Below are 21,927 nucleotides of genomic sequence, written 5' to 3' on the forward strand. Positions count from 1 at the left end.
TAACTACGCTATCAATATCGCAGCAGGGCCGAACCCCACGTGAAGCCGCCACCGAAGGCTTCCAGCAGCAGCAGCTGGCCACGCTCGACCTTGCCCGAACGCACTGCGGCGTCCAGCGCCAGCGGCACTGAGCCGGAGGAGGTGTTGCCGTGGCGGTCGACGGTGACCACGACCTGGTCCATCGACATGTCCAGCCGCTTGGCGGTGGCTTCGATGATGCGCAGGTTGGCCTGGTGCGGGATCAGCCAATCCAGGTCGGACTTGCCCAGGCCGTTGGCCTCCAGGGTTTCGTCTACGACCGAGTCCAGCGCCTTGACGGCGTACTTGAACACGTCGTTGCCCTTCATGTTGATGGTACCGCCGCCGTTGCCGCTGCCATCCTTGAAACCGACCGACACGCCGACCGGGTTCCACAGCAGCTCTTTCTTGCTGCCATCGGAATGCAGGTGGGTGCTGAGGATGCCGGTTTCTTCGTCGGCCTTGAGCACGACCGCGCCGGCACCGTCGCCGAACAGCACGCAGGTGGTGCGGTCTTCCCAGTCGACGATGCGGGTCAGCGTTTCGGCGCCGATGACCAGAACGTAGCGGGCATCACCGGAACGGATGAACTTGTCGGCCACGCTGAGCGCGAACACGAAGCCCGAGCAGGCCGCGTTGACGTCGAAGGCGGGGCAGCCCGACGCACCGAGCTTGGCCTGGATCAGGCACGCGGTGGAAGGGAAAATAAGGTCAGGGGTGGTCGTACCGACCACGATCATGTCGAGCTGGGAAGCGTCGATACCGGCCGCTTCAAGCGCACGCACCGCGGCGTGGTAGCCGAGGTCGCTGGTGGTTTCGCCTTCGGCCGCGATGTGCCGTTCACGAATACCGGTGCGCGACTGGATCCACTCGTCCGAGGTTTCGACCATTTTTTCCAGGTCGGCGTTGGTCAGGACTTTTTCCGGCAAATAGCTACCGGTGCCCGCGATCCTCGAGTAGATCCGCTTGCTCATCATGTTTCCTGTTGCGCAGGCTGCCGATCACCGGCATGCCCGGGGAAGAAGGCAAAGGCCGCTGCCCTGGGGCAGCGGCCTTTCGGCACATCAATCTTCTTCGACGGCCGAGGTCTTGGTCTGGATGACCTTCTTGCCGCGGTAGAAACCGTCAGCAGTGATGTGGTGACGCAGGTGCACTTCGCCGGTGGTCGGGTCGGTCGACAGCTGCTTGGCGCTCAGGGCGTCATGCGCACGGCGCATACCGCGGCGGGACGGGGTGACACGGGATTTCTGGACAGCCATGGGATTGCTCCAAACTCGGTTCGATTTGCTTCGTCGTATCGTCGCGCAGGACGCCAGCGCCCAGCACACTTTCGCTTTCGCCGCAGCCGCCGACGACAATCCGGCTGCTAATGCTTTTACTCTTTCTTCAGTGCCGCCAACGCCGCAAACGGGTTGGCCTGCTTCGTTTCTTCTTCGGTCGGTGCCCAGTCCTTGTTGACTGCCTCACCGTCCGGCGACAGCGGTACCACGGGTACCGCCAGCACCAATTCATCCTCGACCAGGTCCAGCGGACGCAGCTGCCCATCTTCCGGCACCAGCAACGCCTCGTACTCCTCGGGCAGGGACGATTCCTCGTCCTCGTCGCGGATCAGGCCAAGCCTCTGGGTCATCTTCACCGGCAACAGGAATCGCTGCATGCTGCGCTGACAGGTCAGCGGCAACGCGGTATCGATGGTCAGTTCCACATAGGATACCCGCAAGACGTCGTCGCGACCGAATTCAAGCGAGTAATTACACTCACCGTCGGTATCGGCGACCAACCCTTGCAGGCGAGTCAAATCAGCCAAAGAGACCTGGCCGTCGAAGCGCCTTCGCGCTACGACCATCCGCCAAGCATCCAGCGTTTCGGGCACGTTCGCGGACATAAGCCGCTGAATACTAAGGATCGGGACCGTCGCTGTCAAATGCCCGCCATACAGGGGCTTGCTGGCAGCCTCGGCGCCGGGCCAGACTTCCGCACCCTGCCCCGGAATTGTCGCATGCCTGCCCTGCTCCTGGCCTCCACCTCCCGCTACCGGCGCGAGCTGCTGCAGCGCCTCGGCCTGCCCTTCGACTGCGCAAGCCCGGCGGTGGACGAGACCCCGCAGGCGGGCGAAGCCCCGCTGGCCCTGGCCGGGAGGCTGGCGGCTGCCAAGGCCGCCGAGGTCGCCGCGCGCCACCCCGGCGTCTGGGTGATCGGCTCGGACCAAGTGGCGGACCTGAACGGCCAGCCGCTGGGCAAGCCGGGCACGGCCGAGGCCGCCTGCGCCCAGCTGGCGGCAATGGCCGGGCAGACGGTGCGCTTCCACACCGCCATCAGTCTCACGCGCGATGGAGAATCGTTCGCGTCCATGGACCTGACCGAGGTGCGCGTCCGCCCGCTGCAGGCGCGGGAGATCGCCCGCTACGTGGCCGCCGAGCAGCCGCTGGACTGCGCCGGCAGCTTCAAGTGCGAGGGTCTGGGCATCAGCCTGTTCGAGGCCATCGACAACCGCGACCCCACTGCCCTGGTCGGGCTGCCGCTGATCGCGCTGTGCGGGCTGATGCGCCGGGCCGGCTTCGCTGTGCCGTAATTTGAAGAGCCGAGCCCATGCTCGGCTGCTTCTGCTGTTTTGTAGAGTCGAGCCATGCTCGACTGTTTCTGCTCTGTGGAGCCGGGCCTATGCTCGGCTGCCTCTCACAGCCAGCCGAGCATAGGCTCGGCTCTACCAAGAGCGAAGAGCAGTCGAGCATGGCTCGACTCTACATGGCGCGCTTACCGCTCCACCTCGAACGGCTGTTCCTGCCAGTCTTCCACGCTGCCATCGCGCCCATGCAGGCGCAGGCCCAGCCAATGCCGGCCGGGTGACAGCGCCTGCGTATCCAGGCTGGCATCAAAGCCGGCATTCGGGTGCTGCGGATCATTGGACATCGGCCACAACGGGCGGATGTCGAGCTCGCGACCGTACTGCGCATCGCCCACCGGCTTTCCGTCCACCAGCACTTCCACGCGCGCCAGGCCGACGCCGTCCTTGAACGCCCAGCCCTTCACCGAAAGCGTGCCCGACACCGCTTCGCCGTTGGCCGGTGAATCCAGGTAGGCGACGGCCGGCGTCACGCACTCGCCTTCAACGCGCTGCGCAGGCAGGCGGAACAACAGGAAGCGCTGGAAACCATGATCGTTGCTGACCACCCTCGGCGGCGGCAGCGGCCCCACTTGCGCGCACACCGCGTGGTAGCGCGGCACCAGGTCGCGGAAACGCTGGTCGCTGGGCGACAGCACCAGCAGCATCGGTCCGCTGCGTTCGCCCTCGTGCACCTGGCCCCACTGCGCCAGCTGCGCGGTGCGCCCGTGCTTGTCGTTGAGCGGGTGCGGCAGCACCGTGATGTTGCCGTCGCCAAGCTGGAAGCCGAGCTCGGCCCCCACCTTGAAGTTGCCGGCCAGCACGCGCGTGCCTTCCGGCATCTGCTGCAGTTCGTCGCGCACGGCGGCCGCCAGCGGTTCCCAGCCGGCGAAGTTGCGCGGGTAGTACTTGTCACCGGCCAGCTGTTCGCGCAGCGACGGCGTCGACGCCATCAGGTAATAGCCGAAGGCCAGTGCCATGCCGAAGCCGGCCAGCCACCAGCCGGTGCGGCGCAGCCAGCGCGGCCAGCCGTTGAGCACCACCGGCACCGCCACCAGCAGCGCCAGGTAGCCCGACAGCGGCCAGTGGAAGCTGATGCGCTCGACATCGGTGAAGAAGCCCAGCAGAAAAATGCTCAGCGTTGAGACGCCGCCGACCAGGCCGAAGTAGCGCCACTGCGTGCGCGCGCCACCGCCGCTGCGCGTACCGGCCAACGCCACCTTCCACATCGCGATGCACAGGATGGGCGTGACCAGCATCGGCTGGATCACCAGGAACCACATCCCGCGCCATTCAAACGCCCAGGGATGGCGCTCGACCACCTGGAATTTCAGGCCGGCATCATGGTTGTCGGCATTCCACGCCAGCAGCGGCAACCAGGCCAATACGCCCACCGCCAGCGCCACCCACACGCGCGGATCGGCCAGCATGCGCCGACCCTGCGGCAATACCAGCAGCGCGATGAAGCCGACGCCGATCACGCCGATGAAGCGGTAGTGGCTGAGCGCACCGATCAGCAGGCCCAGGCCCAACTTGATCGCAGACGACGCATCGATGCTGCGCAGCAGGCGTGCCCCGGCGTCCAGGCACAGCACCGCGGCCAGTGCCATCGGCACATCGGGCACGGCCAGCAGGCCCAGCGTGGCCGACAACGGCATCAGCAGGGTCAGGCTGCCTGCCTGCCAGCCGGCCACGTTGCCGAACCAGCGCGTGGCGACGCGCGCGACCAGCAACGGCAGCAGCGCGCCGATGGCCAGGAACGGAAGACGCAGCGCCAGCACGTGCTGGCCGCCGATTTCCACGCCCAGGCGCGCCAGCCACGCGGTCAATCCCGGCAGGTCGGAGTATGCCGCCGCCAGGTGCTGGCCTTCCTGCCAATAGAACGCCTCGTCCACGAACAGGGGCAGACGCGCGGCCACAAGCAACTTGGCCGCTGTGACCAGCGTCCATAACCAGAGAAAAATCGTACGTGCGCGCTGTTCGCCCTGCATTGCTCTATGGATAGAATCGAATGGTTCCCGAACGTGAGACGAACATGCCAGCTCCGTCCCCCATGCCCAGCATGCTAACCGATCAACTGCGCCAGGCCCTGCGGGAGGCACAGGATCAGGTCAATGCCCTGGTGCTCGGCAAGGTGCCGGAAGTCAGGCTGGCTTTCGTCGCCCTGCTTTCCGGTGGACACCTGCTCATCGAAGATCTGCCCGGCCTGGGCAAGACCACGCTGGCCCATGCACTGGCCAGCAGCCTGGGGCTGAGCTTCCAGCGCGTGCAGTTCACCTCCGACCTGCTGCCGGCCGATGTGCTCGGCGTATCGGTGTATGACGCCGGGACGCGCCAGTTCCAGTTCCATCCCGGCCCGGTGTTCTCGCACGTGCTGCTGGCCGATGAGATCAACCGCGCACCGCCGCGCACGCAGAGCGCGCTGCTGGAAGCGATGGCCGAACAGCAGGTGACGCTCGACGGGCAGACCCATGCGCTGCCCGATCCGTTCTTCGTGATCGCCACGCAGAATCCGGTCGATCTGTCCGGTACGTTCCCGCTGCCCGATTCGCAGCTGGACCGCTTCCTGCTGCGGCTGGCGATGGGCTACCCCAGCCCGCAGGCCGAACGCGAGCTGCTGCGCGGCACCGACCGCCGCGACCTGATCGCGCGCGCCGTGCCGCAGCTGGATGACAACCAGGTGCGCCAGCTGCGTGAAGCGGTCGGCCAGATCCACGTCAGCGACGCGCTGGTGGACTACGTGCAGGCCCTGCTGACCCGCAGCCGCCAGCATGCTGGCGTGCGCGTGGGCCTGTCGCCGCGTGCCGGCCTGGCCCTGCTGCGTGCGGCCAAGGCCCACGCGCTGCTGCTCGGCCGCGGCCACGTGGTACCCGAAGACGTGCAGACCCTGTTCGTCGCCGTGGCCGGCCACCGTCTGGTGGGCGAGTCCGAATCGAGCACGGGCCCGGCGCTGGCGCGCGCCATCCTGCAGACCGTCGCGGTGGATTGAGGATGCCCGCACGCGGCTCACGCCTGCTTCGCCTGGCGCGTCCGCGCACGCCCGAAGCCCTGCCGCAGCGGCTCGACCGCCGGCGCATCTACGTGCTGCCCACGCGCTTTGGCCTGTTCGTGGCCCTGCTGCTGTCGGCGATGCTGCTGGGCGCGCTGAACTACAACAACAACCCGGCCCTGCTGCTGGCCCTGCTGCTGGCTGCGGCGGCCATCGCCAGCGCCATCGCTGCCCACCTGCAGCTGTCGGGCGTGCAGATCGACGCCATCTCGGCCGAACCGGTGCCGGCGGGCCAGCCGCTGCGCCTGCGCATCGACCTGTCGCTGCGCGACCCGCGGCCGCGCCACGGCCTGGAACTGCAGGTCGGCGGCAGTCAGGCCTGGACCGACCTGCCCGCACAGGGCCGTGGTGAAGTGGAGCTGGACGTGCCCACCGAGCGGCGCGGCTGGCTTGACCTGCCGCGCATCCGCCTGTCCAGCACCCAGCCGCTGGGCCTGGTGCGTGCGTGGTCCTGGGTGTGGCCGGAACAACCGCTGCTGGTGCACCCGGTGGCCGAGGCGGTGGCGCCCTCATTGCCCGAACAGGGCAGCGACCTGCTGCACACCCGCGCCCACGCCAGCGGCGAGGAGCTGCACCAGCTGCGCCCCTACCGTGCAGGCGACCCGCCGCGCAGCATCGCCTGGAAGCATTCGGCACGACGCGACACGCTGTTGGTGCGCGAATACGAAAAGCCGGTCGGCATCGAAGTGGTGCTGGATTGGCGCGCGCTCTCCACCCTGCCGACGGAAGCGCGCATCTCGCGCCTGGCGCGCTGGGTCGACAGCGCCGAACGCGAAGGCCGGCGCTACACCCTGCTGCTGCCCTCGCAGCCCGCGCTTGGCCCCGGCCAGGGCGCGAGCCACCATCATGCGTGCCTGCGCGCACTGGCGCTGATGCCCCATGACTGAGCCCGCCCTCCTGCTGGACCGCAACGCGCGCAACTGGACCCTGGCCAGCGCCGCGCTGGCGCTGCTGCCCCTGCTGCTGCAGCTCCCCAGCGCACTGGCCGCGCTGATCGCGGTGGCCGGCCTGGCAACCGCCGCATTGTCGCTGCGAGGCGTGCTGCCGATGCCGGTGCGCCTGCTGCTGGTACTGGCCATGCTGGGCGCCATCGTCTGGCAGATGGGCGGGGTTCGGCCAGGGCGCGATACCGGCTGCGCCCTGCTGGCGGCGATGCTGGCGATCAAATCCAGCGAACTGCGCAGCGTGCGTGATGCGCGCAGCCTGCTCGGCTTCGCCCTGTTCGCGCCGTTTGCCGCCTTCCTGCTCGACCAGGGGCCCCTGACCACGCTGCTGGCCGCGCTGGCCGGCATCAGCAGCCTGCTCGCCCTGCAGCGGCTGGCCCACAATGAAGGCCGCAGCGCGGCGCTGCCGCTGCCCGGCCAGCTGCGCGGCGTGGGCCGCCTGCTGCTGATCGGCCTGCCCCTGGCCCTGGCCTGCTTCTGGCTGTTCCCGCGGCTGTCCTCGCCGTTGTGGGGCGTACCCGAACGCGCGGTCGGCACCCCCGGCCTGTCCGACTCGATGGAGCCGGACAAGTGGCTGGACCTGATGGCCGATGACACCCCGGCGCTGCGCGTGCAGTTCTTCGGCCCCGTGCCGCAGCCGCAGCAGCGCTACTGGCGCGGGCCGGTGCTGACCCGCTTCGATGGCCACGTCTGGACGCGTGACCGCAACGTCGACTTCCGCCGGCCAGCGCAGGTGTCCCACGAAGGCCAGGGCTGGGACTACCAGATCGACTACGAGCCCACCGACCGCCGCCTGCTGGTGGCGCTGGACCTGCCCACGGCTGCCCCGGAAGGCACCGCGCTCAACTCTGAGATGAGCCTGGCCAGCCAGCGCCCGCTCTCCGCACTGACCCGCTGGCGCCTGCACTCGGCACCGGCGACGCGCTTCGATGCCGAGCTGTCGCCCTACCAGCGGCGTGCGGCGCTGCAGCTGCCAGCCAACTTCAACCCGCGCACGGCAACGCTGGCCCGGCAATGGCGGCAGGAAGCCGGTGACGACGATGCCGCCGTCGTCCGCCGCGCCCTGGACTGGATCACCGCGGATTTCTCCTACACGCTGGAAACCCCGGCGCCCGGGCGCGACCCGGTGGACGCGTTCCTGTTCGACTACAAGGCCGGCTTCTGCCAGCACTTCAGCTCGGCCTTCGTGGTGCTGATGCGCAACGCGGGCATCCCCGCACGCGTAGTGACCGGCTTCGCCGGCGGTACCCGCAACCGGCTCGGCAACTACTGGATCGTGCGGCGCATGGACGCCCACGCCTGGGCCGAAGTCTGGCTGCCCCAGCGTGGCTGGGTGCGTGTGGACCCGACCGCTGCAGTGGCGCCCGAGCGCATCCTCGACACGCTGGAAGACCGGCTGCCGGCCGGCGCCGACCTCGACCTGCAGCAGCGCTGGCTGCAGGCCGGGCAGATCGGCGATTGGCTGCGCCGTGGCTGGAACGACCTGGTGCTGTCCTTCGACGCGCGCCGCCAGCAGCAGCTGCTGCAGCCGCTGGGCCTGGATGAGCTGAAGCCCGGCCAGCTGCTGGCCGCTTTCGTGGCCACCGCCCTGCTGGCGATAGGCTGGATGGCCTGGCTGCTGGCCCGTGGCGAACGCGAGCGCGACCCGCTGCTGCGCGCCTGGCACCGGCTGGGCCGCCGCTACGCCCGGCTGGGGCTGGCCCGCGAGCCGCACGAACCCGCCCTGGCCTGGGCCCAGCGGGTCCATGCCCAGCGCCCCGAACCTGCCCTCATCGCACTCAGCCAGCGTTTCGCCGAAGCGCGCTACGCTGGCACTCGTACCGAGCTCGCCCCATTATTGCAAGACCTGCGCAGGCATCGCCCGACTTCCGGAGCTACTTCATGAACACCAAGTTCCTTCTCACCGCCGTGGCCACCCTGGCCCTGTCGGCCTGCGCCACGGCCCCCAAGCCGCTGCAGGGTCAGTTCAGCGTGGTTTCCCCGCGCGACTCGGTTGCCACCCAGCAGGTGGGCACCCCCGTTCGCTGGGGTGGCCGCATCATCGAAACCCAGCCCGGCCAGGGCGAGACCTGCTTCCAGATCATCTCGCGCCCGCTCAATGGCAGTGGCCGCCCCAACACCAGCTCGGCCGATGCCAGCGACGGCCGCTTCATCGCCTGCCGCGCCGGCTTCTATGACCCGGCGGTGTTCGAGGCCGGTCGCGACGTGACCTTCATCGGCAAGATCGACGGTTACGCCAACACCCGCATCGGCGAGTACGACTACCGCCTGCCCAAGCTGGCAGCCGACGTCATCTACCTGTGGCCGGAACAGCGCCAGGTCGATGTCGTGCCCTACCCGTATAGCCCGTGGGGCCCGGGTCCGTACTGGGGTGGTTACCGCGGCTGGGGCTGGTGGTAAACCTGCCACGTCCCGCGTGACGCAAAAGGCCGCCCTCGGGCGGCCTTTTTGTTGGTGCACCATCCACGGTGGGCGCCGTCCGTTGGTCGGCACGGAAGCCATGGCTGCCGTTGCCTCAACGCCCCGGCGTACCGAAATGGCCCAACGGCGCACCGGCCAACAGGTGCATGTGGATGTGGAACACGGTCTGCCCGGCATCTTCGCGGCAGTTCATCACGATGCGGTAACCATCCTCGGCGAAGCCTTCGCTGCGCGCATACGCGGCTGCCGCCAAAGCCAGCTTGCCGATCAGGTGCGCCTGCGACGGCTGCAGGTCGTCCAGGGTCGGGATGATCTCGTTCTTCGGAATGAACAACACGTGCACCGGCGCCTGCGGTGCGATGTCCCTGAAGCCCAGCACCTCGTCATCCTCGTAGACGATGGTGGCCGGGATCTCGCGACGGATGATCTTGCTGAAGAGGGTTTCGGTGGTCATGGTCGGCCTCGGCGGGATCTCTTCCGCATTGTAGGCCGGCCACGCCACGCGCGGCCGCGGTCAGTCGCGGAATTCGCTGCGCGTCCCGAAGGCATGTGACAGCGTGCCGCGATCGACATATTCCAGTTCACCGCCCAGCGGCAGGCCCTGCGCCAGACGGCTCGGCTGCACCTGGCGCGCGCGCGCCAGCTGGGCCAGGTAGTGCGCAGTCGCTTCGCCTTCAACGGTGGCGCTGGTGGCGATGATCATTTCCTGCACTTCGCCCTGCGCCAGCCGCTGTTCCAGCTGCTCCAGGCCCAGTTCGCGCGGGCCCACGCCATCGAGCGGCGACAGACGGCCCTGCAGCACGAAGTAGACGCCGCGGAAGCCGGTGGCATTTTCGATGGCCAGGCGATCAGCCGGTGATTCGACCACGCACAGCTGGCTGCGCTCGCGACTGTTGTTGGCACAGGTCGGGCACAGCTCGGTTTCGCTGAAATCGCGGCACTGCGCGCAATGGCCGATGCGTTCGACCGCCAGCGCCAGCGCCTCGGCCAACCGCTGCCCACCTTCGCGCTCGCGCTCGAGCAGGTGGTAGGCCATGCGCTGCGCGGTCTTCTGCCCGACGCCAGGCAACACCCGCAGTGCATCGATCAATTGTTCAAGCAGGGGTGCGGACACGGCGGCAGGCTTTGTAGAGTCGAGCCATGCTCGACTGAAGGTTGGAACAGTCGAGCAAGCTCGACTCTACGAGGTTCGTGGCACCCGCTTGCACGGGTGCCACGCTGAACATCAGAACGGCAGCTTCATGCCCGGCGGCAGCTGCATGCCGGCGGTGGCCGAACCCATCTTCGACTTCGACTCGGCATCGATCTTGTTCGAGGCATCGTTGAAGGCCGCGGCGATCAGGTCTTCCAGCATTTCCGGGTCGCTGGTCAGCGACGGATCGATGCGCACCTTGCGGCATTCCTTGGCGCCGGTCAGGGTCACGCTGACCATGCCGCCACCGGCGCTGCCGGTCACTTCGATCTTGGCGATTTCTTCCTGGGCCTTCTGCAGGTTTTCCTGCATCTTCTGGGCCTGCTGCATCAGTTGGGCGATGTTGCCGCGCATAGTGTCTTACTCGTCAAAAGAACGGATGGAGTCGGAAACAACCCGGGCGCCATGCTGCTGGATCAGCAGCTGCACTTCCGGATCGTCCATGAAAATGGCCTCGGCGGCCTGTTGCCGCTCGCCACGCTGGCGGTCGGCACGCTGGTGCAGGGTCTCGGCCGGGACCTGCTCGGTTTCCACGGTTTCGACCACGATCCTCGGCGCCTGGCCCAGGGCCTTTTCCAGCATGTCGCCCAGGGCGGACAGCGCGCGTTCGGAACGCAGGTACTCAAATCCGGGCGAAAGGCCCAGTTTCAAGGTGCCGCCCTGGCAGCTGATGAAGGCCGCGTTGGCCGCCAGCTGCCGCGAAGGACCACTGAGGCCGCTGTTGGCCACCAGATCGAGCCAGTCTTCAGCGCTGGCCAGGTCGGAGATGCTGCCCTGATGCGCTGCCGGCGCCGGTGTTGCCACCGGTGCAGCCGGAGCGATCTCGATGCCCTCGGCATGGAATGGGCGCTCCGGCGCGGCTGCCACGGCCACCGGGGCCGGCGGTTCCTGCCACGGGGCGACCATGGCCGCCTCCGGCGTCGCCATCGCGACCGGCGCGTCCATTTCCGCCGCCAGCGCCTGGTCGCGCGCGTCGGCTTCATCGGTAGCCCACGGCGGCAGATCATCCGCCTCGGCCACCTGCGGCGCCGCTTTGGCCTTCACCGGCGGCGGCGACACGGGTTCTTCCACCGGAACCGGCTCAGGCTCCGGGGTCGGCTCCGGCTCCGGTTGCGGGGCCGGATCAGGTTCGGGTTCGGGCTCTCGCGGCGCAGCCTGCATCGGGGCAGCCACGTCAGCCACCGCCGACGAGCTCGCCGCCGCAGCAGCAGCCACAGGTGCGGCGTCGTTGCTGCCGGCACCGGCGGCATGGCCACCACCGGCGTTGCCGCCCGCAGCACCCCCACCCGTCGCACCTTCGACCGACTTCGGCACCGGCGGCACCGCAGCGGCCGGACGGAACGCCAGCATGCGCAGCACCGCCATTTCGAAGCCGGCACGCGGGCTCGGCGCCAGCGGCAGGTCGCGACGGCCGTTCAGGGCCATCTGGTACCAGAGCTGCACCACTTCCGCACGCAGGCGCTCGGCAAACGCGGCAGCGTCCAGGCCTTCGACCGGGGCGGCGGCGCCGGGCACCAGCTGCTGCACCTGGATGCGGTGCAGGCCTTCGGCCAGCGCTTCCAGCACGCCACTCCAGTCCGGCGAGAACTCGGCCAGCGCGGCCACGACCTGCAGCAGGCGCGGGCCATCGCCCTCGGCCAACGCGTCGAGCATGGCCGCCACCTGGGTACGGTCGACCGTGCCCAGCATGGTGCGCACCACGTCCTCGCGCAGCGCGCCGCCGGCATAGGCGATCGCCTGGTCCAGCAGCGATAGGCCGTCGCGCAGGCTGCCGTCGGCGGCCTTGGCCAGCTGCACGATGGCGCTGCCGTCGGCCTCGATCTCCTCGGCGGCGAGGATGCGTGTCATCTGTCCCTGGATCTGGTCCTCGTCCAGGCGCTTGAGGTTGAACTGCAGGCAGCGGCTGAGCACGGTGACCGGCAGCTTCTGCGGGTCGGTGGTGGCCAGCAGGAACTTCACGTGCTCCGGCGGCTCTTCCAGCGTCTTCAGCAGCGCATTGAACGCCGCCTTGGAGAGCATGTGCACTTCGTCGATCAGGTAGACCTTGTACTTGCCACGCGAGGGCATGTACTGCGCGTTCTCGATCACCTCGCGCACGTCATCCACGCCGGTGTTGGATGCGGCATCGATTTCCAGCAGGTCGATGTAGCGGCCGGCGTCGATGTCCAGGCAGGCCGCACACTGGCCGCACGGGTCGGCGCTGGTGCCCTGCTCGCAGTTCAGCGATTTGGCGAAGATGCGCGCGATGGTGGTCTTGCCCACGCCGCGGGTACCGGTGAACAGGAACGCGTGGTGGACCCGGCCGCTGTCCAGCGCATTGCTGAGCGCACGGACCACGTGTTCCTGGCCCACCAGCTCGGCAAAACGCTTCGGACGCCACTTGCGGGCAAGCACGAGATAGGACATCAGGCCACCGTCTTCCATCGGATGTTCCATTGTGCCATGCCTGTCCAGCCCCCTCGCCTCCGACACACCCGCTGCACATGGATGACTGGGGGTGCTTGTGTACTGCCGCGCCGCCCGCTAGAATCTGCGCCCCTGCTGAGGCGTTTGCCGATGGCAGGGATCCGGAGAGGTGTCCGAGTGGTTGAAGGAGCACGCCTGGAAAGTGTGTAAGCGTCTAAACCGCGCTTCGGGGGTTCGAATCCCCCTCTCTCCGCCAGATAAACAAAAAAGGCCGCCTTTCGGGTGGCCTTTTTTGTTTATCTGGCACGGCCAGTAGATCCACGCCATGCGTGGATGGCATGCCGCCCGATCCCGCTCCCTGCCGGCCCCATGCGCTATGGTCACCCCATGAGGACCCGGCCCTACCACCGCAACGATCTGGCCGCCTGCCTGGCGATCTTTGACAGCAATCTGCCGACCTATTTCGCGCCGGAGGAACGCCCGGACTTCGAGTCGTTCCTGCGCGAGCTGGCGGGAGAACACGCCTACCAGGTCATCGAACTCGACGGCAGCGTCGTCGCCTGCGGAGGGCTGTCTCCTCCCGCGAACGGGACCGCCGGGTTCTGCTGGGGGATGGTCGAGAAATCCCGGCACGGACAAGGACTTGGCCGCCATCTTGCGCGGGTGCGCCTGCAGCAGGCCGCCACCGATCCCTGCGTGGAGCGCATTGCGTTGAGCACCAGCCAGCACACCGAGGGCTTTTACGCCGCGCTGGGCTTCCGCGTCACCCAACGGGTAACGGACGGTCACGGCCCGGGAATCCACGCCGTGCACATGGAAGCACGCCTGCAGTAGATCCACGCCATTCGTGGATGAGACGCTTTACGCACCCACAATACCCTGCCCCAAAAGCTGAACGAAACCTGAAAAATCGCTATCGTAGGCGCCTTCACCCTACGCACGGCCCTTTGCCCCGATGAGCTCGATCGACCGCGTGCACGCCGCCCTGCCCGATGCCGTTCCGTCGGCACACGGCACCTGCGAGAACTGCGACACCGCCCTGCGGGGCCACTACTGCCATCACTGCGGGCAGTCCGCGCACAACCCGCTCAAGCATGTCGGCCACGCCATCGAGGAAGTCTTCGAATCGTTCTGGCATCTGGACGGGCGCATCTTCCGCACGCTGCGCGACCTGTGGGTACCCGGCCGCATTGCACTGAACTATCTCAAGGGCCGCCGGGTGGGCTACGTGCAGCCGCTGCGGCTGTTCGTCATCCTCACCCTGTTCACCTTCTTCATCGGCAAGATGTTCGTCCACGTCGACGACTTCAGCGTGGGCGCCAGCGGCGATTCGGCGTTCGGCAAGGCCACCACCGCCGAACAGGTCGAAGCAGTCCGCGCGCAGCAGATGGCACTGATCGACCAGCAGGCCAGCTCCACGAACACCGGCAACCCCGGTTTCGCCATTGCCCGGGCTGCCGTCAATGCAGCCGCCGCGCAGCGCAGGGCCGAGCTCGGCGCGCCCACCGACACCCCCACGCCGCCAGCCAACGACGATCACGGCACGTTTTTCAACTACAGCATCAACGGCAAGCCCTGGGATGCGGACACCAATCCCATCGTGCTCGCCGGCCTGCCGCAGTTCGCCAACAACTGGCTCAACCGGCGCCTGCAGAACGGCAACGCCAACATCCAGCGCATGGGGGGCAAGACCGATCTGTACATGCAGGCCATCCTGACCGCACTGCCCGGCGCGCTGTTCTTCCTGATGCCGGTGTTCGCGCTGGTCCTGCGCATTGTCTACATCCCGCGGCCGATGGGCTACCTGGAACATCTGGTGGTGGCGCTGTACAGCCACTGCTGGCTGATGATGGTGGTGCTGGCGACCTTCCTGGTCGCCAGCATCAGCAATGCACTCGCCTCGCCGCCGGCCGCCACGCTCGGCCTGTGGATCACGGCACTGCTGTGGCTGGCGGTGCCGGTCTACCTGCTGTGGATGCAGCAGCGCGTGTACGGCGGCAACAAGCTGCTGACCGTGCTGCGCTACGCCCTGATCGGCGGCGTCTACTTCTTCCTGGTCAACGTGGTGGTGATGTACGCGGCGCTGGCAGGCATTTCCGCCTGATCGCGCAGCCTTAACTGCTGGAGAGCTTCATCAGCACCAGGCCGCAGACGATCAGCACGGCCGCACCGATGCGCATCGCACTGACCTGCTCGCCGAGGAACACGATGCCGACCACGAAGGCGCCCACGGCGCCAATGCCGGTCCAGATGGTGTAGGCGGTACCCAGCGGCAGCGTGCGCATGGCCACGGCCAGCAGCCAGAAACTGGCGATCATGCCGAGGATGGTGACTACGGTGGGGGTGAGCCTGCTGAAGCCTTCGGACTGCTTCATGGACACGGCCCAGACAATTTCCAGCAGGCCGGCGAGCAACAGACAGATCCAGGCCATGACGGCCCTCCTCTTGGTAGGGCCAGGCCGTCCTGGTCATTCATTCCCGATGCGGGGGAGGTCGTTCCTCCTGCGGCCGCATTCTAGCAACGGGGGCTCGCGCCGGCCGTGCCGCCTGTGCACGGGTTACAGCCGATTCATCGCATGAAGCTGGCGTCGATGGCCGCGTCTGCGCTAGAATGCGCGCCTGCCATCGGCCAGCCGATGTGCAGTCCGGCTATGGTCTCCGGCGCGCGACGCGCTGCTTCCCCTGATCCGTGAACCGGCCTCCCTTGGGCGGCCAACGTCTCTATGGTGGCCCCGTCGGCCCCTCGCGACGCTAGGTCGAAAATCCCGCCAGGGCCGGAAGGCAGCAACGGTATCGATCGACGCGGGCGCCGAGGTCAGCCGGCGGGGCCACCGCCTTTTTGGGCCGTGCCGCGCTCTGGTAGATGCCAACCTTGGTTGGCGCTCTTCGCCGGGCATGGCCCGGCGCTACCCCGCCTCCGGCGTTCCCTGATGGAACACCACCCGCCATCCCTGCGCATGCCTGCGCCACAGCGAACTGCGCAGCACCCAGCGCTGCGGCTGGCCGTCGAGGTGGTAGCGGCTGCGGTAACGCACCTGGGCCAGGTCCTGCGTCAGCAGCGAGACTGCGTACTGCTCCGATTCGATCTGCACCTGTGCCCGCTCCAGCGGGATCTCCGCCAGCGCCGCCGTACGGCCGTAGCACTGGCCGGAGCTGCCGATCTCGCTGAAATCCTCATCCAGCAGTTCCGACAACCGCGAACGATCACCGCGCACCTGCGGGGTGTGCAGCGCGCGCTCAAGATGTTCCAGCTCGGCAGCCAGCGTTGCATCAGCAGGCTGGCCAGTGGTGTTCACGGCGGATCCTGCGCCAGCACGCGCGGCGCCGTCGGCGTCGCCAGCGGCACGCACTGCCCCTGCTGCGCCACGCGGTGCCCACGCGCGGCCAGTGCCTGGCCATCGGCCGCACTGGCGTAGTGGTAGAGCATCATCCGCGACTGCAGCTCGGCGCTGTACTCGCGCTCCAGGTCATCCACGCCGGTGTGCGACGGGTTGCCATGCAGGCCGCAGTCGTGGGCGATCAGCTCGTTGTCATTGGCGAAGCGCGCCAGCATCTCCGGGATCGGCCGCGTATCGCCGCTCCAGGTCAGCGCGCCCTGCAGGCGCAGCCCGTAGGCCGTCTCCGGCCAATGGTGGCGCGCCGGGAACACTTCCAGGCGCACGCCCTCGTGCCAGAACGCATCGCCCACCACGATCAGCTGGAACGCATCCCAGAAGTTGGCGCCGCCCTCGGCCAGCACGTTGGGGTAATCGGCCACCCGCTTGTGCAGCAGCGGCACCACGGTGGCCGGCACGTAGAGGCGCACCTTGCCGCGCCGGTGCGTGTTGAAGAAGGTGTCCACGAACAGCCGCTCGAAGCCGGCCACGTGGTCCAGGTGCACGTGGGTGACGAACACCGCCTGCGGCAGGTGCCCGTAGTGCGCCTTGAACGCGGTCAGGCCTTCGCCGCCGCAATCGATGGTCAGCCACGGCCGGCCATCACGCTCGATCACCGACATGGGCGAGCCCAGCTCGACCGCCGACGCATTGCCGACGCCGAGGAAACGCAATGACCAGTCCATCAGGTGCCCCGGTTCCAGGCCATGTCGTAGGCGCGTCGCAGGCGCGCGTAGTCCTTCTGCACGTCTTCCACGCTGCGCTCGCCACGCAGCTTGACCAGCGAGCGCAGCAGGCGCTTGAGGTTGCGCTCGCGCCAGGCGGTGGCCGGAATACGGATCACCCCGCGGTCGAAGTCGATCAGCCAGCCATGGCCGTTGCCATCGAACAGGATGTTGTGGGCGTTGAGGTCGGCGTGGTCCAGGCCAGCGCGATGAAAGCGCGCGATCAGCCGGCCCGCTTCTTCCCACGGTGCACCACGGCCGGCCACCAGCGCGCGGTCGGCCAGCGAACGCACGCCCTCGATGCGCTCCATCAGGATGGCCGCGCGGTAGCGCATGCCTTCACGTATGTAGAAGGCGGCGATCGGCCGGGGCACCGGCAGCTTCTGCGCGCGCAGGGCACGCATCAGCCGGAATTCGGCGAAACTGCGGGTGCGGTCCGCGCCGCGCCAGATGTACTGGTCCCGGCTGAGCTTGGCTGCCAGGCCACCGCGCAGGTAGTGCCGCAGCACGCCGGGGCCGAAGGACGCATCGACGAACCAGGCACTGCCGCGCCCGCCTTCCGCCACCGGCCGGGCCCTGCTGCCCCAGTGCTGGGGCGAGAACAGGCCGACCTCGGCTTGCCGCAGCCGCTCGCGGTCGAACAGAATGGCCCCGATGCCGCGACCCTCGCGGCATGGCGTCAGCGCTTCATTGGCGTCAAATACGACCATTCCATTGAGTCTAACAACACATGGCATCAGCGTCCTCATCCTTGTGCCTCCTGCGCCTGTCTGCCCTGGGGGATGTCACCCACGTTGTGCCCCTGGTGCGCACCCTGCAGGCCGCGCGCCCGGACACGCCGATCCACTGGATCATCGACAAGGCCGGCCACAAGCTGCTGGATGGCCTGCCCGGCGTGGTCTTCCATGCGTACGACAAGAAGAGCGGCATGGCCGGCGTCAAGGAACTGCGCCGGCAGCTGCCGCCGGGGCGCTTCGATGCGCTGCTGCAGATGCAGGTGGCGTTCCGCGCGAACCTGCTGTCGGCCTTCATCCCGGCCGAGCGCCGCATCGGCTACGACCGCAGCCGCTCCAAGGACCTGCATGGGTTGTTCATCAACGAACGCATCCCCGATCGCCCGGGCATCCACGTGCTCGATGCCATCGGCAGCTTCTGCGAGCCGCTGGGCCTGCGCCAGACCGAAGTGAGCTGGGACCTCGCAGTGCCGCCGTCGGCCTACGAGTGGGCCGCTGCGCAGTGGCCCGACGATGGTCGCCCGGTGCTGATGATCTCGCCGTGCTCCAGCCACGTCATGCGCAACTGGTACGCCGACCGCTATGCGGCAGTGGCCAACCATGCCAGCGCGCGCGGCTGGCAGGTGGTGCTGTGCGGTGGCCGCAGCGAGCTGGAGCGCAGCATGGCCGATGCCATCCAGGCCCAGCTGGCAACACCGGCATTGGACCTGGTGGGCCGGGACACGCTGAAGCAGCTGCCGGCCTTGCTGGCCCGCGCCGACCTGGTGATGACGCCCGATTCGGGCCCGATGCACATCGCCAATGCGATGGGCACCAAGGTGCTGGGCCTGCATGCGGCCAGCAACCCGCACCGCAGCGGCCCCTACTCCGACCGGCGCTACTGCGTGGACCGCTACGACGATGCCGCGCGCAAGTACCTGGGCAAGCAGGCGCCCGACCTCAAGTGGGGCACCAAGATCGAGTTCGATGATGTGATGGAACTGATCACCGTCGAGGACGGCATCGCCGCCTTCGAGCGCTACGTCGCCGATCACCTCGGCTGAGCGACCGGTGCGGGCCGCCCGTGGCCCGCACCCTCCACGCAGGACGTGGGGTTATTTGTACGACTTCTCTTCCACGTACGCCGAGCCCAGCGCCAGGTTGATCGCCTTCTTGATGCGCGCGCGTTCGTCGTTGCGCAGGTAGACGCTGCGGGCCAGATCGACGAAGGCCTGGTCGAAGGCCTGCGCCTTCTCCTTCAGGCGGACCTCGTCCTCGATATCCCACAGCTGCTCGTTGACCGCCTTCAGTTCGGCACGCAGCTTGGCGATGTCCTTCACCGCCGCCGGATGGCCCATCCAGGTGGCATCCAGCGCCGACAGCTCGCGGCGCACGTTGGCCAGCTTGCCTTCATCGCTGATGCGCTCGGACTTGATCTGCAGGATCGAGATCTTGTCCAGCAGTTCGCCAAAAGAAACAGGCACAAGGATTTCAGCGGTCATGGCAGCGCTCCAGCAGGTAATGGCACATGGTAACCCGCATCGCGGACCGCAATCCCGCGTGACCCAATAAGCGTTATGTGGAACAAGCCCCTCTGCGAAGGGGCACCCCGACGGGGGCGGGGAACCGCAGGCAAGGGCAGGGCCCAACCATTGCCTGGTATCGTTTGCGGCGATGCGTGCCTAAAGTAGGTCGCAAGGGAAAATTAGGACGAGATGGCGTCGGACCTACCGGAGACTTTCGCAGCGGTTGCGGAAACTCCCAATCCGGTTGCTGCGCCAACGCCGGCAACAACAGCACTACCAGCTGCCATGCCGCCGCCGCCCGCCGCTAGCGCCCCTCCGCCTAGCGCCGCTAGCGAGGCATTGGTAAGGGCCGCCCCTGAAAGGGTGCTGATCGCGGTTCCCGTGCTGGCAGCCCCAAGCAAACCAAGACCTCCCGCCGTAGCAGCAATAGCGGGAGCAGCAACGAAAGCAACGCCCCCGGTGGCTACGGTGGCGACCGCCACAGCTGCACACTTCCCCGGATTATCAACAACATAGTCCTTTACTTCCCCAGCCGCGTCAGCAGCGATGCCTCCAACTTCGCTTGCGAAATCCTTTGTGGCGGCACCGATCTCGCTTGCCATGTCTTCAAAAGCATCTTTTGCAACGCTGAGCCAATCCAGAGCATCTGAAACAAATCGAGGCATACGGAAAATCCTTTTAATCCTAAAAGTAAACGGAACAGGAGTTCACATTCAGCCAAACCCCTTGCACTCACCTTAATGAAAGCTCATTGCGCACACGAAATGCATTCGCCTTCTGCCGGAATATCCATCACAAAACCTGTTGCACGAAAGATCAACCAGGCCAGCAAAGAAATGAAGAATACAACAACATCGACCCACACATCGAAGCCGCTACAAAATCGCCCCCCACCTAACATTAATTCAATCTACACCAAGTGCTTTGAACACTGCATCCACTGGATCAGAATAGAAACTTGTTTGAAATTTGGCAAACAATTCGCCCGGGACCGTCGGAATATCGGTCACACTACACATCGGAAGAAGGATCCGTTTCACACCTGCATCGAAAGCCACCTGGAGCGATTCGCCGAGGTTGCGGGCTGGGGCGGTAGTGCCCCCCAGGGACATATCCCCCATCACGACCATCTGGCTCTGTACCGGACGACCCAAAGCAGCGGAGCACAGCGCGACAAAGCTAGAAAGCGTGAGTGTCTCAGGGCTGCCGCTGTGCTGGAGTTCGACGAGGTGGAGGTGAAAGTCCTGAACGGAAGTTTTGATTCCGGCGCTGACCCGGCTAGCGTTAGCTTTGAAGTAGTCAAAGGCGATGCGCACAGACTCGCGAGAACCGGAGCCTGAGGTGATGAGCTTGCCGTTTCCTGCTATGGTCTGGATCTCCAGGCGGTAGACGCCCGGCATGCTGCCTGGGCCCATCGCGACGGTGTAAAGCGTACCGGGGGCCATCCGGCCTTCGGGGATCAGCCCACCACCGCCCTGCTCCGGCACGTTGATGAAGCGCTCGTCACTACTCTCGAGATCGATGTAGGAGAAGTGGACGTCGTAGAACTCCATGCCGCCGATCTTCTTGAGCTGTTCCTTGACCCGGCGACGCGTCTCCAAGGCATATTCAAGGCATTGCCGCACCTGCCCCTTGTCGTACTCGCCGTGCGGGCACAACAGCTTCAGCAGCCCTGAGGTCGTACGGCGCACCGCGATAACGTCGCGCTGGTTGAGGTTGTTGCCGAGCTTGAAGTATTTGTCGATCGCATCGGAGAAGCTGTACTTGCGCATCTCGCGCAGATATTCAGCCAGGTAGTCCACGATCAACCCGAACTGGTTGGTGAAGAACTCCGGGCGCATCTTCGGAATCTCCCAACCCGGCACATAGGCGTGGAAGCGGTCGAAGAACGCCGAGTCAATCATCACTTCAGGGAACGGGGCCAGGAGGTGTGAGGTTTTCACCAGCGATTCAACGCTCTGGTTGATGTTGCCGATGAACACCATTGATGCATTGGCGTTGATGGATTCGCGTCCCCGGCTAAAGGATCCGGAGGCCATGTAGTCCTTCATGATCTGGACACCGTCGTGATCCTTGAAAGTGATACCGGCCACTTCGTCGAAGGCGACCACGTCCCACAAGCCCACCAGGCCGACCTTGCGCGCACTCATGTTGTAAAACAGATTCGCCACGGTGGTCTGCCCACCAGACACCAGAATGCTGTTGGGGCTGATTTCCTTATAGATGTGGCTCTTGCCGGTGTTGCGCGGCCCCAGCTCGCAATAGTTGTAGTTGTTCTCAACCAGCGGAATCATGCGCGCCAGCAGGTGCCACTTCGCGCGCTTCTCTAAGACAGTGGGTTCCATGCCGGTAGAGCGCAACAGCACGTCGATCCACTGCTCATCGGTGAACGCACGGCGCCCTTCGAACAAGTCCTGCATATCCATGTTGGGCATCTGGATCGGTTTCAGATCCTCGACGATGAAGGGCGAGCTCTTCTGGCCCTCTTCATACACGTAGCGCAGCGTCACAATGCACCATATACCGCCGGCCAACAGCTTCTCGTACTCACGCACGAAGGCATCGGAGATCTCGGCGTTCTTCACGCCAAGATTAGACATCAACGCCTCGTACTGATCACGCTTCTCGTTGAGCTTGACGGTCAGCTTGTCGATGACCTTGTAAGTGCCGCTTTCGCGAATCTTCGATTTGACCTTCTCGGCCTCGTCTGGCCGCACGTAGTTCTCGGCCAGGATGCGTTTGACCGTGGTCAAGCCCGCCTGAATCGTCGCTTCGTCATCCGAGGCGCAGTACATGCCGAGCAGGTACTCCAGCACGTAGACCGGCACGTTCGCACCTTCTTTGATCAGCTTGGTCAGATCCTTGCGTACCACCTTCCCGCTGAAGTGAAGGTTGAGCAGCTGATCGAGATCCGGCACGGCGGTCTCGGCGGCGGTGGACTGGGTCATGTCGGAGGA

The 21,927-nt window shown here is 66.5% G+C and carries 23 protein-coding genes, 1 tRNA gene and 1 other RNA gene; 10 read left to right on the forward strand and 15 right to left on the reverse strand.

Translation table 11 applies throughout. From position 1 onward, the window contains the following. Window positions 1-11 precede the first annotated feature (11 nt). The 3 genes from NQ204_RS08475 to NQ204_RS08485 form a co-directional block, all read right to left on the reverse strand. Window positions 12-992, reverse strand: coding sequence for a beta-ketoacyl-ACP synthase III (locus NQ204_RS08475; RefSeq protein WP_108767982.1), 981 nt, complete (start codon window positions 990-992; stop codon window positions 12-14). Window positions 993-1,082: 90 nt separating this feature from the next. Then, window positions 1,083-1,277 carry a 50S ribosomal protein L32 gene (rpmF, locus tag NQ204_RS08480; RefSeq protein ID WP_004154640.1) on the reverse strand — a complete coding sequence of 65 codons (195 nt, stop codon included), beginning with the start codon at window positions 1,275-1,277 and terminating at the stop codon, window positions 1,083-1,085. A 116-nt stretch (window positions 1,278-1,393) separates the two neighbouring features. Continuing rightward, window positions 1,394-1,903, reverse strand: coding sequence for a YceD family protein (locus NQ204_RS08485; protein WP_164073650.1), 510 nt, complete (start codon window positions 1,901-1,903; stop codon window positions 1,394-1,396). A gap of 114 nt (window positions 1,904-2,017) precedes the next feature. Here NQ204_RS08485 and NQ204_RS08490 point away from each other — a divergent pair, with 114 nt between their 5' ends. Continuing rightward, complete coding sequence (locus tag NQ204_RS08490) at window positions 2,018-2,590, forward strand: Maf family nucleotide pyrophosphatase (protein ID WP_256643569.1); 573 nt, start codon at window positions 2,018-2,020, stop codon at window positions 2,588-2,590. A gap of 182 nt (window positions 2,591-2,772) precedes the next feature. Here the strand turns inward: NQ204_RS08490 and NQ204_RS08495 are convergent, their stop codons facing one another. Then, entirely contained in the window at window positions 2,773-4,611 is a 1,839-nt protein-coding gene (locus tag NQ204_RS08495; RefSeq protein ID WP_256643570.1) for a glycosyltransferase family 39 protein, read from the reverse strand. Window positions 4,612-4,655: 44 nt separating this feature from the next. Between NQ204_RS08495 and NQ204_RS08500 the strand changes: the two genes are divergently transcribed. Genes NQ204_RS08500 through NQ204_RS08515 form a run of 4 tightly spaced genes read left to right on the forward strand, consistent with a single transcriptional unit; the run spans window position 4,656 to window position 9,013 of the window. After that, window positions 4,656-5,609 (forward strand): AAA family ATPase, encoded by a 954-nt coding sequence (locus NQ204_RS08500; protein ID WP_116864638.1) that lies wholly within the window; start codon window positions 4,656-4,658, stop codon window positions 5,607-5,609. Continuing rightward, complete coding sequence (locus tag NQ204_RS08505) at window positions 5,606-6,556, forward strand: DUF58 domain-containing protein (RefSeq protein WP_488192350.1); 951 nt, start codon at window positions 5,606-5,608, stop codon at window positions 6,554-6,556. Before NQ204_RS08500 ends, NQ204_RS08505 begins: the two co-directional genes overlap by 4 nt. Further along, window positions 6,549-8,498 carry a transglutaminase TgpA family protein gene (locus tag NQ204_RS08510; RefSeq protein ID WP_256643571.1) on the forward strand — a complete coding sequence of 650 codons (1,950 nt, stop codon included), beginning with the start codon at window positions 6,549-6,551 and terminating at the stop codon, window positions 8,496-8,498. The genes NQ204_RS08505 and NQ204_RS08510 overlap by 8 nt, the downstream gene beginning before the upstream one ends. Further along, window positions 8,495-9,013, forward strand: a complete 519-nt coding sequence (locus NQ204_RS08515) for a Slp family lipoprotein (RefSeq protein ID WP_116864625.1) — start codon at window positions 8,495-8,497, stop codon at window positions 9,011-9,013. The genes NQ204_RS08510 and NQ204_RS08515 overlap by 4 nt, the downstream gene beginning before the upstream one ends. A 115-nt stretch (window positions 9,014-9,128) precedes the next feature. Here NQ204_RS08515 and NQ204_RS08520 read toward each other — a convergent pair whose 3' ends face one another. The 4 genes from NQ204_RS08520 to dnaX form a co-directional block, all read right to left on the reverse strand. After that, complete coding sequence (locus tag NQ204_RS08520) at window positions 9,129-9,488, reverse strand: histidine triad nucleotide-binding protein (RefSeq protein ID WP_256643572.1); 360 nt, start codon at window positions 9,486-9,488, stop codon at window positions 9,129-9,131. Between the two features lie 60 nt (window positions 9,489-9,548). Beyond that, entirely contained in the window at window positions 9,549-10,148 is a 600-nt protein-coding gene (gene recR / locus NQ204_RS08525) for a recombination mediator RecR (RefSeq protein ID WP_256643573.1), read from the reverse strand. 111 nt (window positions 10,149-10,259) lie between these two features. Next, a complete protein-coding gene (locus NQ204_RS08530) occupies window positions 10,260-10,580 on the reverse strand; it encodes a YbaB/EbfC family nucleoid-associated protein (protein ID WP_005408298.1) in 321 nt (106 codons plus the stop codon). A 6-nt stretch (window positions 10,581-10,586) separates the two neighbouring features. Continuing rightward, on the reverse strand, window positions 10,587-12,650 hold the full coding sequence (dnaX, locus tag NQ204_RS08535; protein WP_256643601.1) for a DNA polymerase III subunit gamma/tau: 2,064 nt from the start codon (window positions 12,648-12,650) through the stop codon (window positions 10,587-10,589). Window positions 12,651-12,795: 145 nt separating this feature from the next. Here dnaX and NQ204_RS08540 point away from each other — a divergent pair. The 3 genes from NQ204_RS08540 to NQ204_RS08550 all read left to right on the forward strand — a co-directional run bounded on the left by NQ204_RS08540 (window position 12,796) and on the right by NQ204_RS08550 (window position 14,736). After that, window positions 12,796-12,888, forward strand: a tRNA-Ser gene (locus tag NQ204_RS08540). 131 nt (window positions 12,889-13,019) lie between these two features. After that, window positions 13,020-13,466 (forward strand): GNAT family N-acetyltransferase, encoded by a 447-nt coding sequence (locus NQ204_RS08545; RefSeq protein ID WP_256643574.1) that lies wholly within the window; start codon window positions 13,020-13,022, stop codon window positions 13,464-13,466. A 121-nt stretch (window positions 13,467-13,587) separates the two neighbouring features. Then, window positions 13,588-14,736, forward strand: a complete 1,149-nt coding sequence (locus NQ204_RS08550) for a DUF3667 domain-containing protein (RefSeq protein ID WP_256643575.1) — start codon at window positions 13,588-13,590, stop codon at window positions 14,734-14,736. Between the two features lie 10 nt (window positions 14,737-14,746). Here the strand turns inward: NQ204_RS08550 and NQ204_RS08555 are convergent, their stop codons facing one another. After that, window positions 14,747-15,064: a DMT family transporter gene (locus tag NQ204_RS08555; protein WP_256643576.1), complete on the reverse strand. Its 318-nt coding sequence runs from the start codon at window positions 15,062-15,064 to the stop codon at window positions 14,747-14,749. A 300-nt stretch (window positions 15,065-15,364) separates the two neighbouring features. Here NQ204_RS08555 and ffs point away from each other — a divergent pair. Then, window positions 15,365-15,461: signal recognition particle sRNA small type (gene ffs, locus NQ204_RS08560), an RNA gene on the forward strand. Window positions 15,462-15,538: 77 nt separating this feature from the next. Here the strand turns inward: ffs and NQ204_RS08565 are convergent. The 3 genes from NQ204_RS08565 to NQ204_RS08575 are packed head-to-tail and all read right to left on the reverse strand — an operon-like array spanning window position 15,539 to window position 17,441. Beyond that, window positions 15,539-15,928 carry a nuclear transport factor 2 family protein gene (locus NQ204_RS08565; RefSeq protein WP_256643577.1) on the reverse strand — a complete coding sequence of 130 codons (390 nt, stop codon included), beginning with the start codon at window positions 15,926-15,928 and terminating at the stop codon, window positions 15,539-15,541. Next, entirely contained in the window at window positions 15,925-16,692 is a 768-nt protein-coding gene (locus tag NQ204_RS08570) for an MBL fold metallo-hydrolase (RefSeq protein WP_256643578.1), read from the reverse strand. The genes NQ204_RS08565 and NQ204_RS08570 overlap by 4 nt, the downstream gene beginning before the upstream one ends. Continuing rightward, window positions 16,692-17,441 (reverse strand): 3-deoxy-D-manno-octulosonic acid kinase, encoded by a 750-nt coding sequence (locus NQ204_RS08575; protein WP_116864630.1) that lies wholly within the window; start codon window positions 17,439-17,441, stop codon window positions 16,692-16,694. Before NQ204_RS08575 ends, NQ204_RS08570 begins: the two co-directional genes overlap by 1 nt. A gap of 20 nt (window positions 17,442-17,461) precedes the next feature. Here NQ204_RS08575 and NQ204_RS08580 point away from each other — a divergent pair, with 20 nt between their 5' ends. After that, on the forward strand, window positions 17,462-18,508 hold the full coding sequence (locus tag NQ204_RS08580; protein ID WP_256643579.1) for a glycosyltransferase family 9 protein: 1,047 nt from the start codon (window positions 17,462-17,464) through the stop codon (window positions 18,506-18,508). Window positions 18,509-18,559: 51 nt separating this feature from the next. Here the strand turns inward: NQ204_RS08580 and NQ204_RS08585 are convergent, their stop codons facing one another. The 3 genes from NQ204_RS08585 to brxL all read right to left on the reverse strand — a co-directional run bounded on the left by NQ204_RS08585 (window position 18,560) and on the right by brxL (window position 21,918). Next, window positions 18,560-18,946 (reverse strand): DUF6165 family protein, encoded by a 387-nt coding sequence (locus NQ204_RS08585; RefSeq protein WP_256643580.1) that lies wholly within the window; start codon window positions 18,944-18,946, stop codon window positions 18,560-18,562. 203 nt (window positions 18,947-19,149) lie between these two features. Further along, on the reverse strand, window positions 19,150-19,635 hold the full coding sequence (locus NQ204_RS08590; protein ID WP_256643581.1) for a hypothetical protein: 486 nt from the start codon (window positions 19,633-19,635) through the stop codon (window positions 19,150-19,152). Between the two features lie 240 nt (window positions 19,636-19,875). After that, window positions 19,876-21,918, reverse strand: coding sequence for a protease Lon-related BREX system protein BrxL (gene brxL, locus NQ204_RS08595; protein ID WP_256643582.1), 2,043 nt, complete (start codon window positions 21,916-21,918; stop codon window positions 19,876-19,878). Window positions 21,919-21,927: the final 9 nt, after the last annotated feature.

The organism is Stenotrophomonas testudinis (assembly GCF_024499815.1).
In the GTDB taxonomy this organism is placed as follows: domain Bacteria; phylum Pseudomonadota; class Gammaproteobacteria; order Xanthomonadales; family Xanthomonadaceae; genus Stenotrophomonas.

Coding starts and splice junctions, on each gene's coding strand:
- NQ204_RS08475 (WP_108767982.1), bottom strand. CDS start 992: ATGAGCAAGCGGATCTACTCGAGGATCGCGGGCACCGGTAGCTATTTG.
- rpmF (WP_004154640.1), bottom strand. CDS start 1,277: ATGGCTGTCCAGAAATCCCGTGTCACCCCGTCCCGCCGCGGTATGCGC.
- NQ204_RS08485 (WP_164073650.1), bottom strand. CDS start 1,903: ATGTCCGCGAACGTGCCCGAAACGCTGGATGCTTGGCGGATGGTCGTA.
- NQ204_RS08490 (WP_256643569.1), top strand. CDS start 2,018: ATGCCTGCCCTGCTCCTGGCCTCCACCTCCCGCTACCGGCGCGAGCTG.
- NQ204_RS08495 (WP_256643570.1), bottom strand. CDS start 4,611: ATGCAGGGCGAACAGCGCGCACGTACGATTTTTCTCTGGTTATGGACG.
- NQ204_RS08500 (WP_116864638.1), top strand. CDS start 4,656: ATGCCAGCTCCGTCCCCCATGCCCAGCATGCTAACCGATCAACTGCGC.
- NQ204_RS08510 (WP_256643571.1), top strand. CDS start 6,549: ATGACTGAGCCCGCCCTCCTGCTGGACCGCAACGCGCGCAACTGGACC.
- NQ204_RS08515 (WP_116864625.1), top strand. CDS start 8,495: ATGAACACCAAGTTCCTTCTCACCGCCGTGGCCACCCTGGCCCTGTCG.
- NQ204_RS08520 (WP_256643572.1), bottom strand. CDS start 9,488: ATGACCACCGAAACCCTCTTCAGCAAGATCATCCGTCGCGAGATCCCG.
- NQ204_RS08530 (WP_005408298.1), bottom strand. CDS start 10,580: ATGCGCGGCAACATCGCCCAACTGATGCAGCAGGCCCAGAAGATGCAG.
- dnaX (WP_256643601.1), bottom strand. CDS start 12,650: ATGGAAGACGGTGGCCTGATGTCCTATCTCGTGCTTGCCCGCAAGTGG.
- NQ204_RS08545 (WP_256643574.1), top strand. CDS start 13,020: ATGAGGACCCGGCCCTACCACCGCAACGATCTGGCCGCCTGCCTGGCG.
- NQ204_RS08550 (WP_256643575.1), top strand. CDS start 13,588: ATGAGCTCGATCGACCGCGTGCACGCCGCCCTGCCCGATGCCGTTCCG.
- NQ204_RS08555 (WP_256643576.1), bottom strand. CDS start 15,064: ATGGCCTGGATCTGTCTGTTGCTCGCCGGCCTGCTGGAAATTGTCTGG.
- NQ204_RS08570 (WP_256643578.1), bottom strand. CDS start 16,692: ATGGACTGGTCATTGCGTTTCCTCGGCGTCGGCAATGCGTCGGCGGTC.
- NQ204_RS08575 (WP_116864630.1), bottom strand. CDS start 17,441: ATGGTCGTATTTGACGCCAATGAAGCGCTGACGCCATGCCGCGAGGGT.
- NQ204_RS08580 (WP_256643579.1), top strand. CDS start 17,462: ATGGCATCAGCGTCCTCATCCTTGTGCCTCCTGCGCCTGTCTGCCCTG.
- NQ204_RS08585 (WP_256643580.1), bottom strand. CDS start 18,946: ATGACCGCTGAAATCCTTGTGCCTGTTTCTTTTGGCGAACTGCTGGAC.
- NQ204_RS08590 (WP_256643581.1), bottom strand. CDS start 19,635: ATGCCTCGATTTGTTTCAGATGCTCTGGATTGGCTCAGCGTTGCAAAA.
- brxL (WP_256643582.1), bottom strand. CDS start 21,918: ATGACCCAGTCCACCGCCGCCGAGACCGCCGTGCCGGATCTCGATCAG.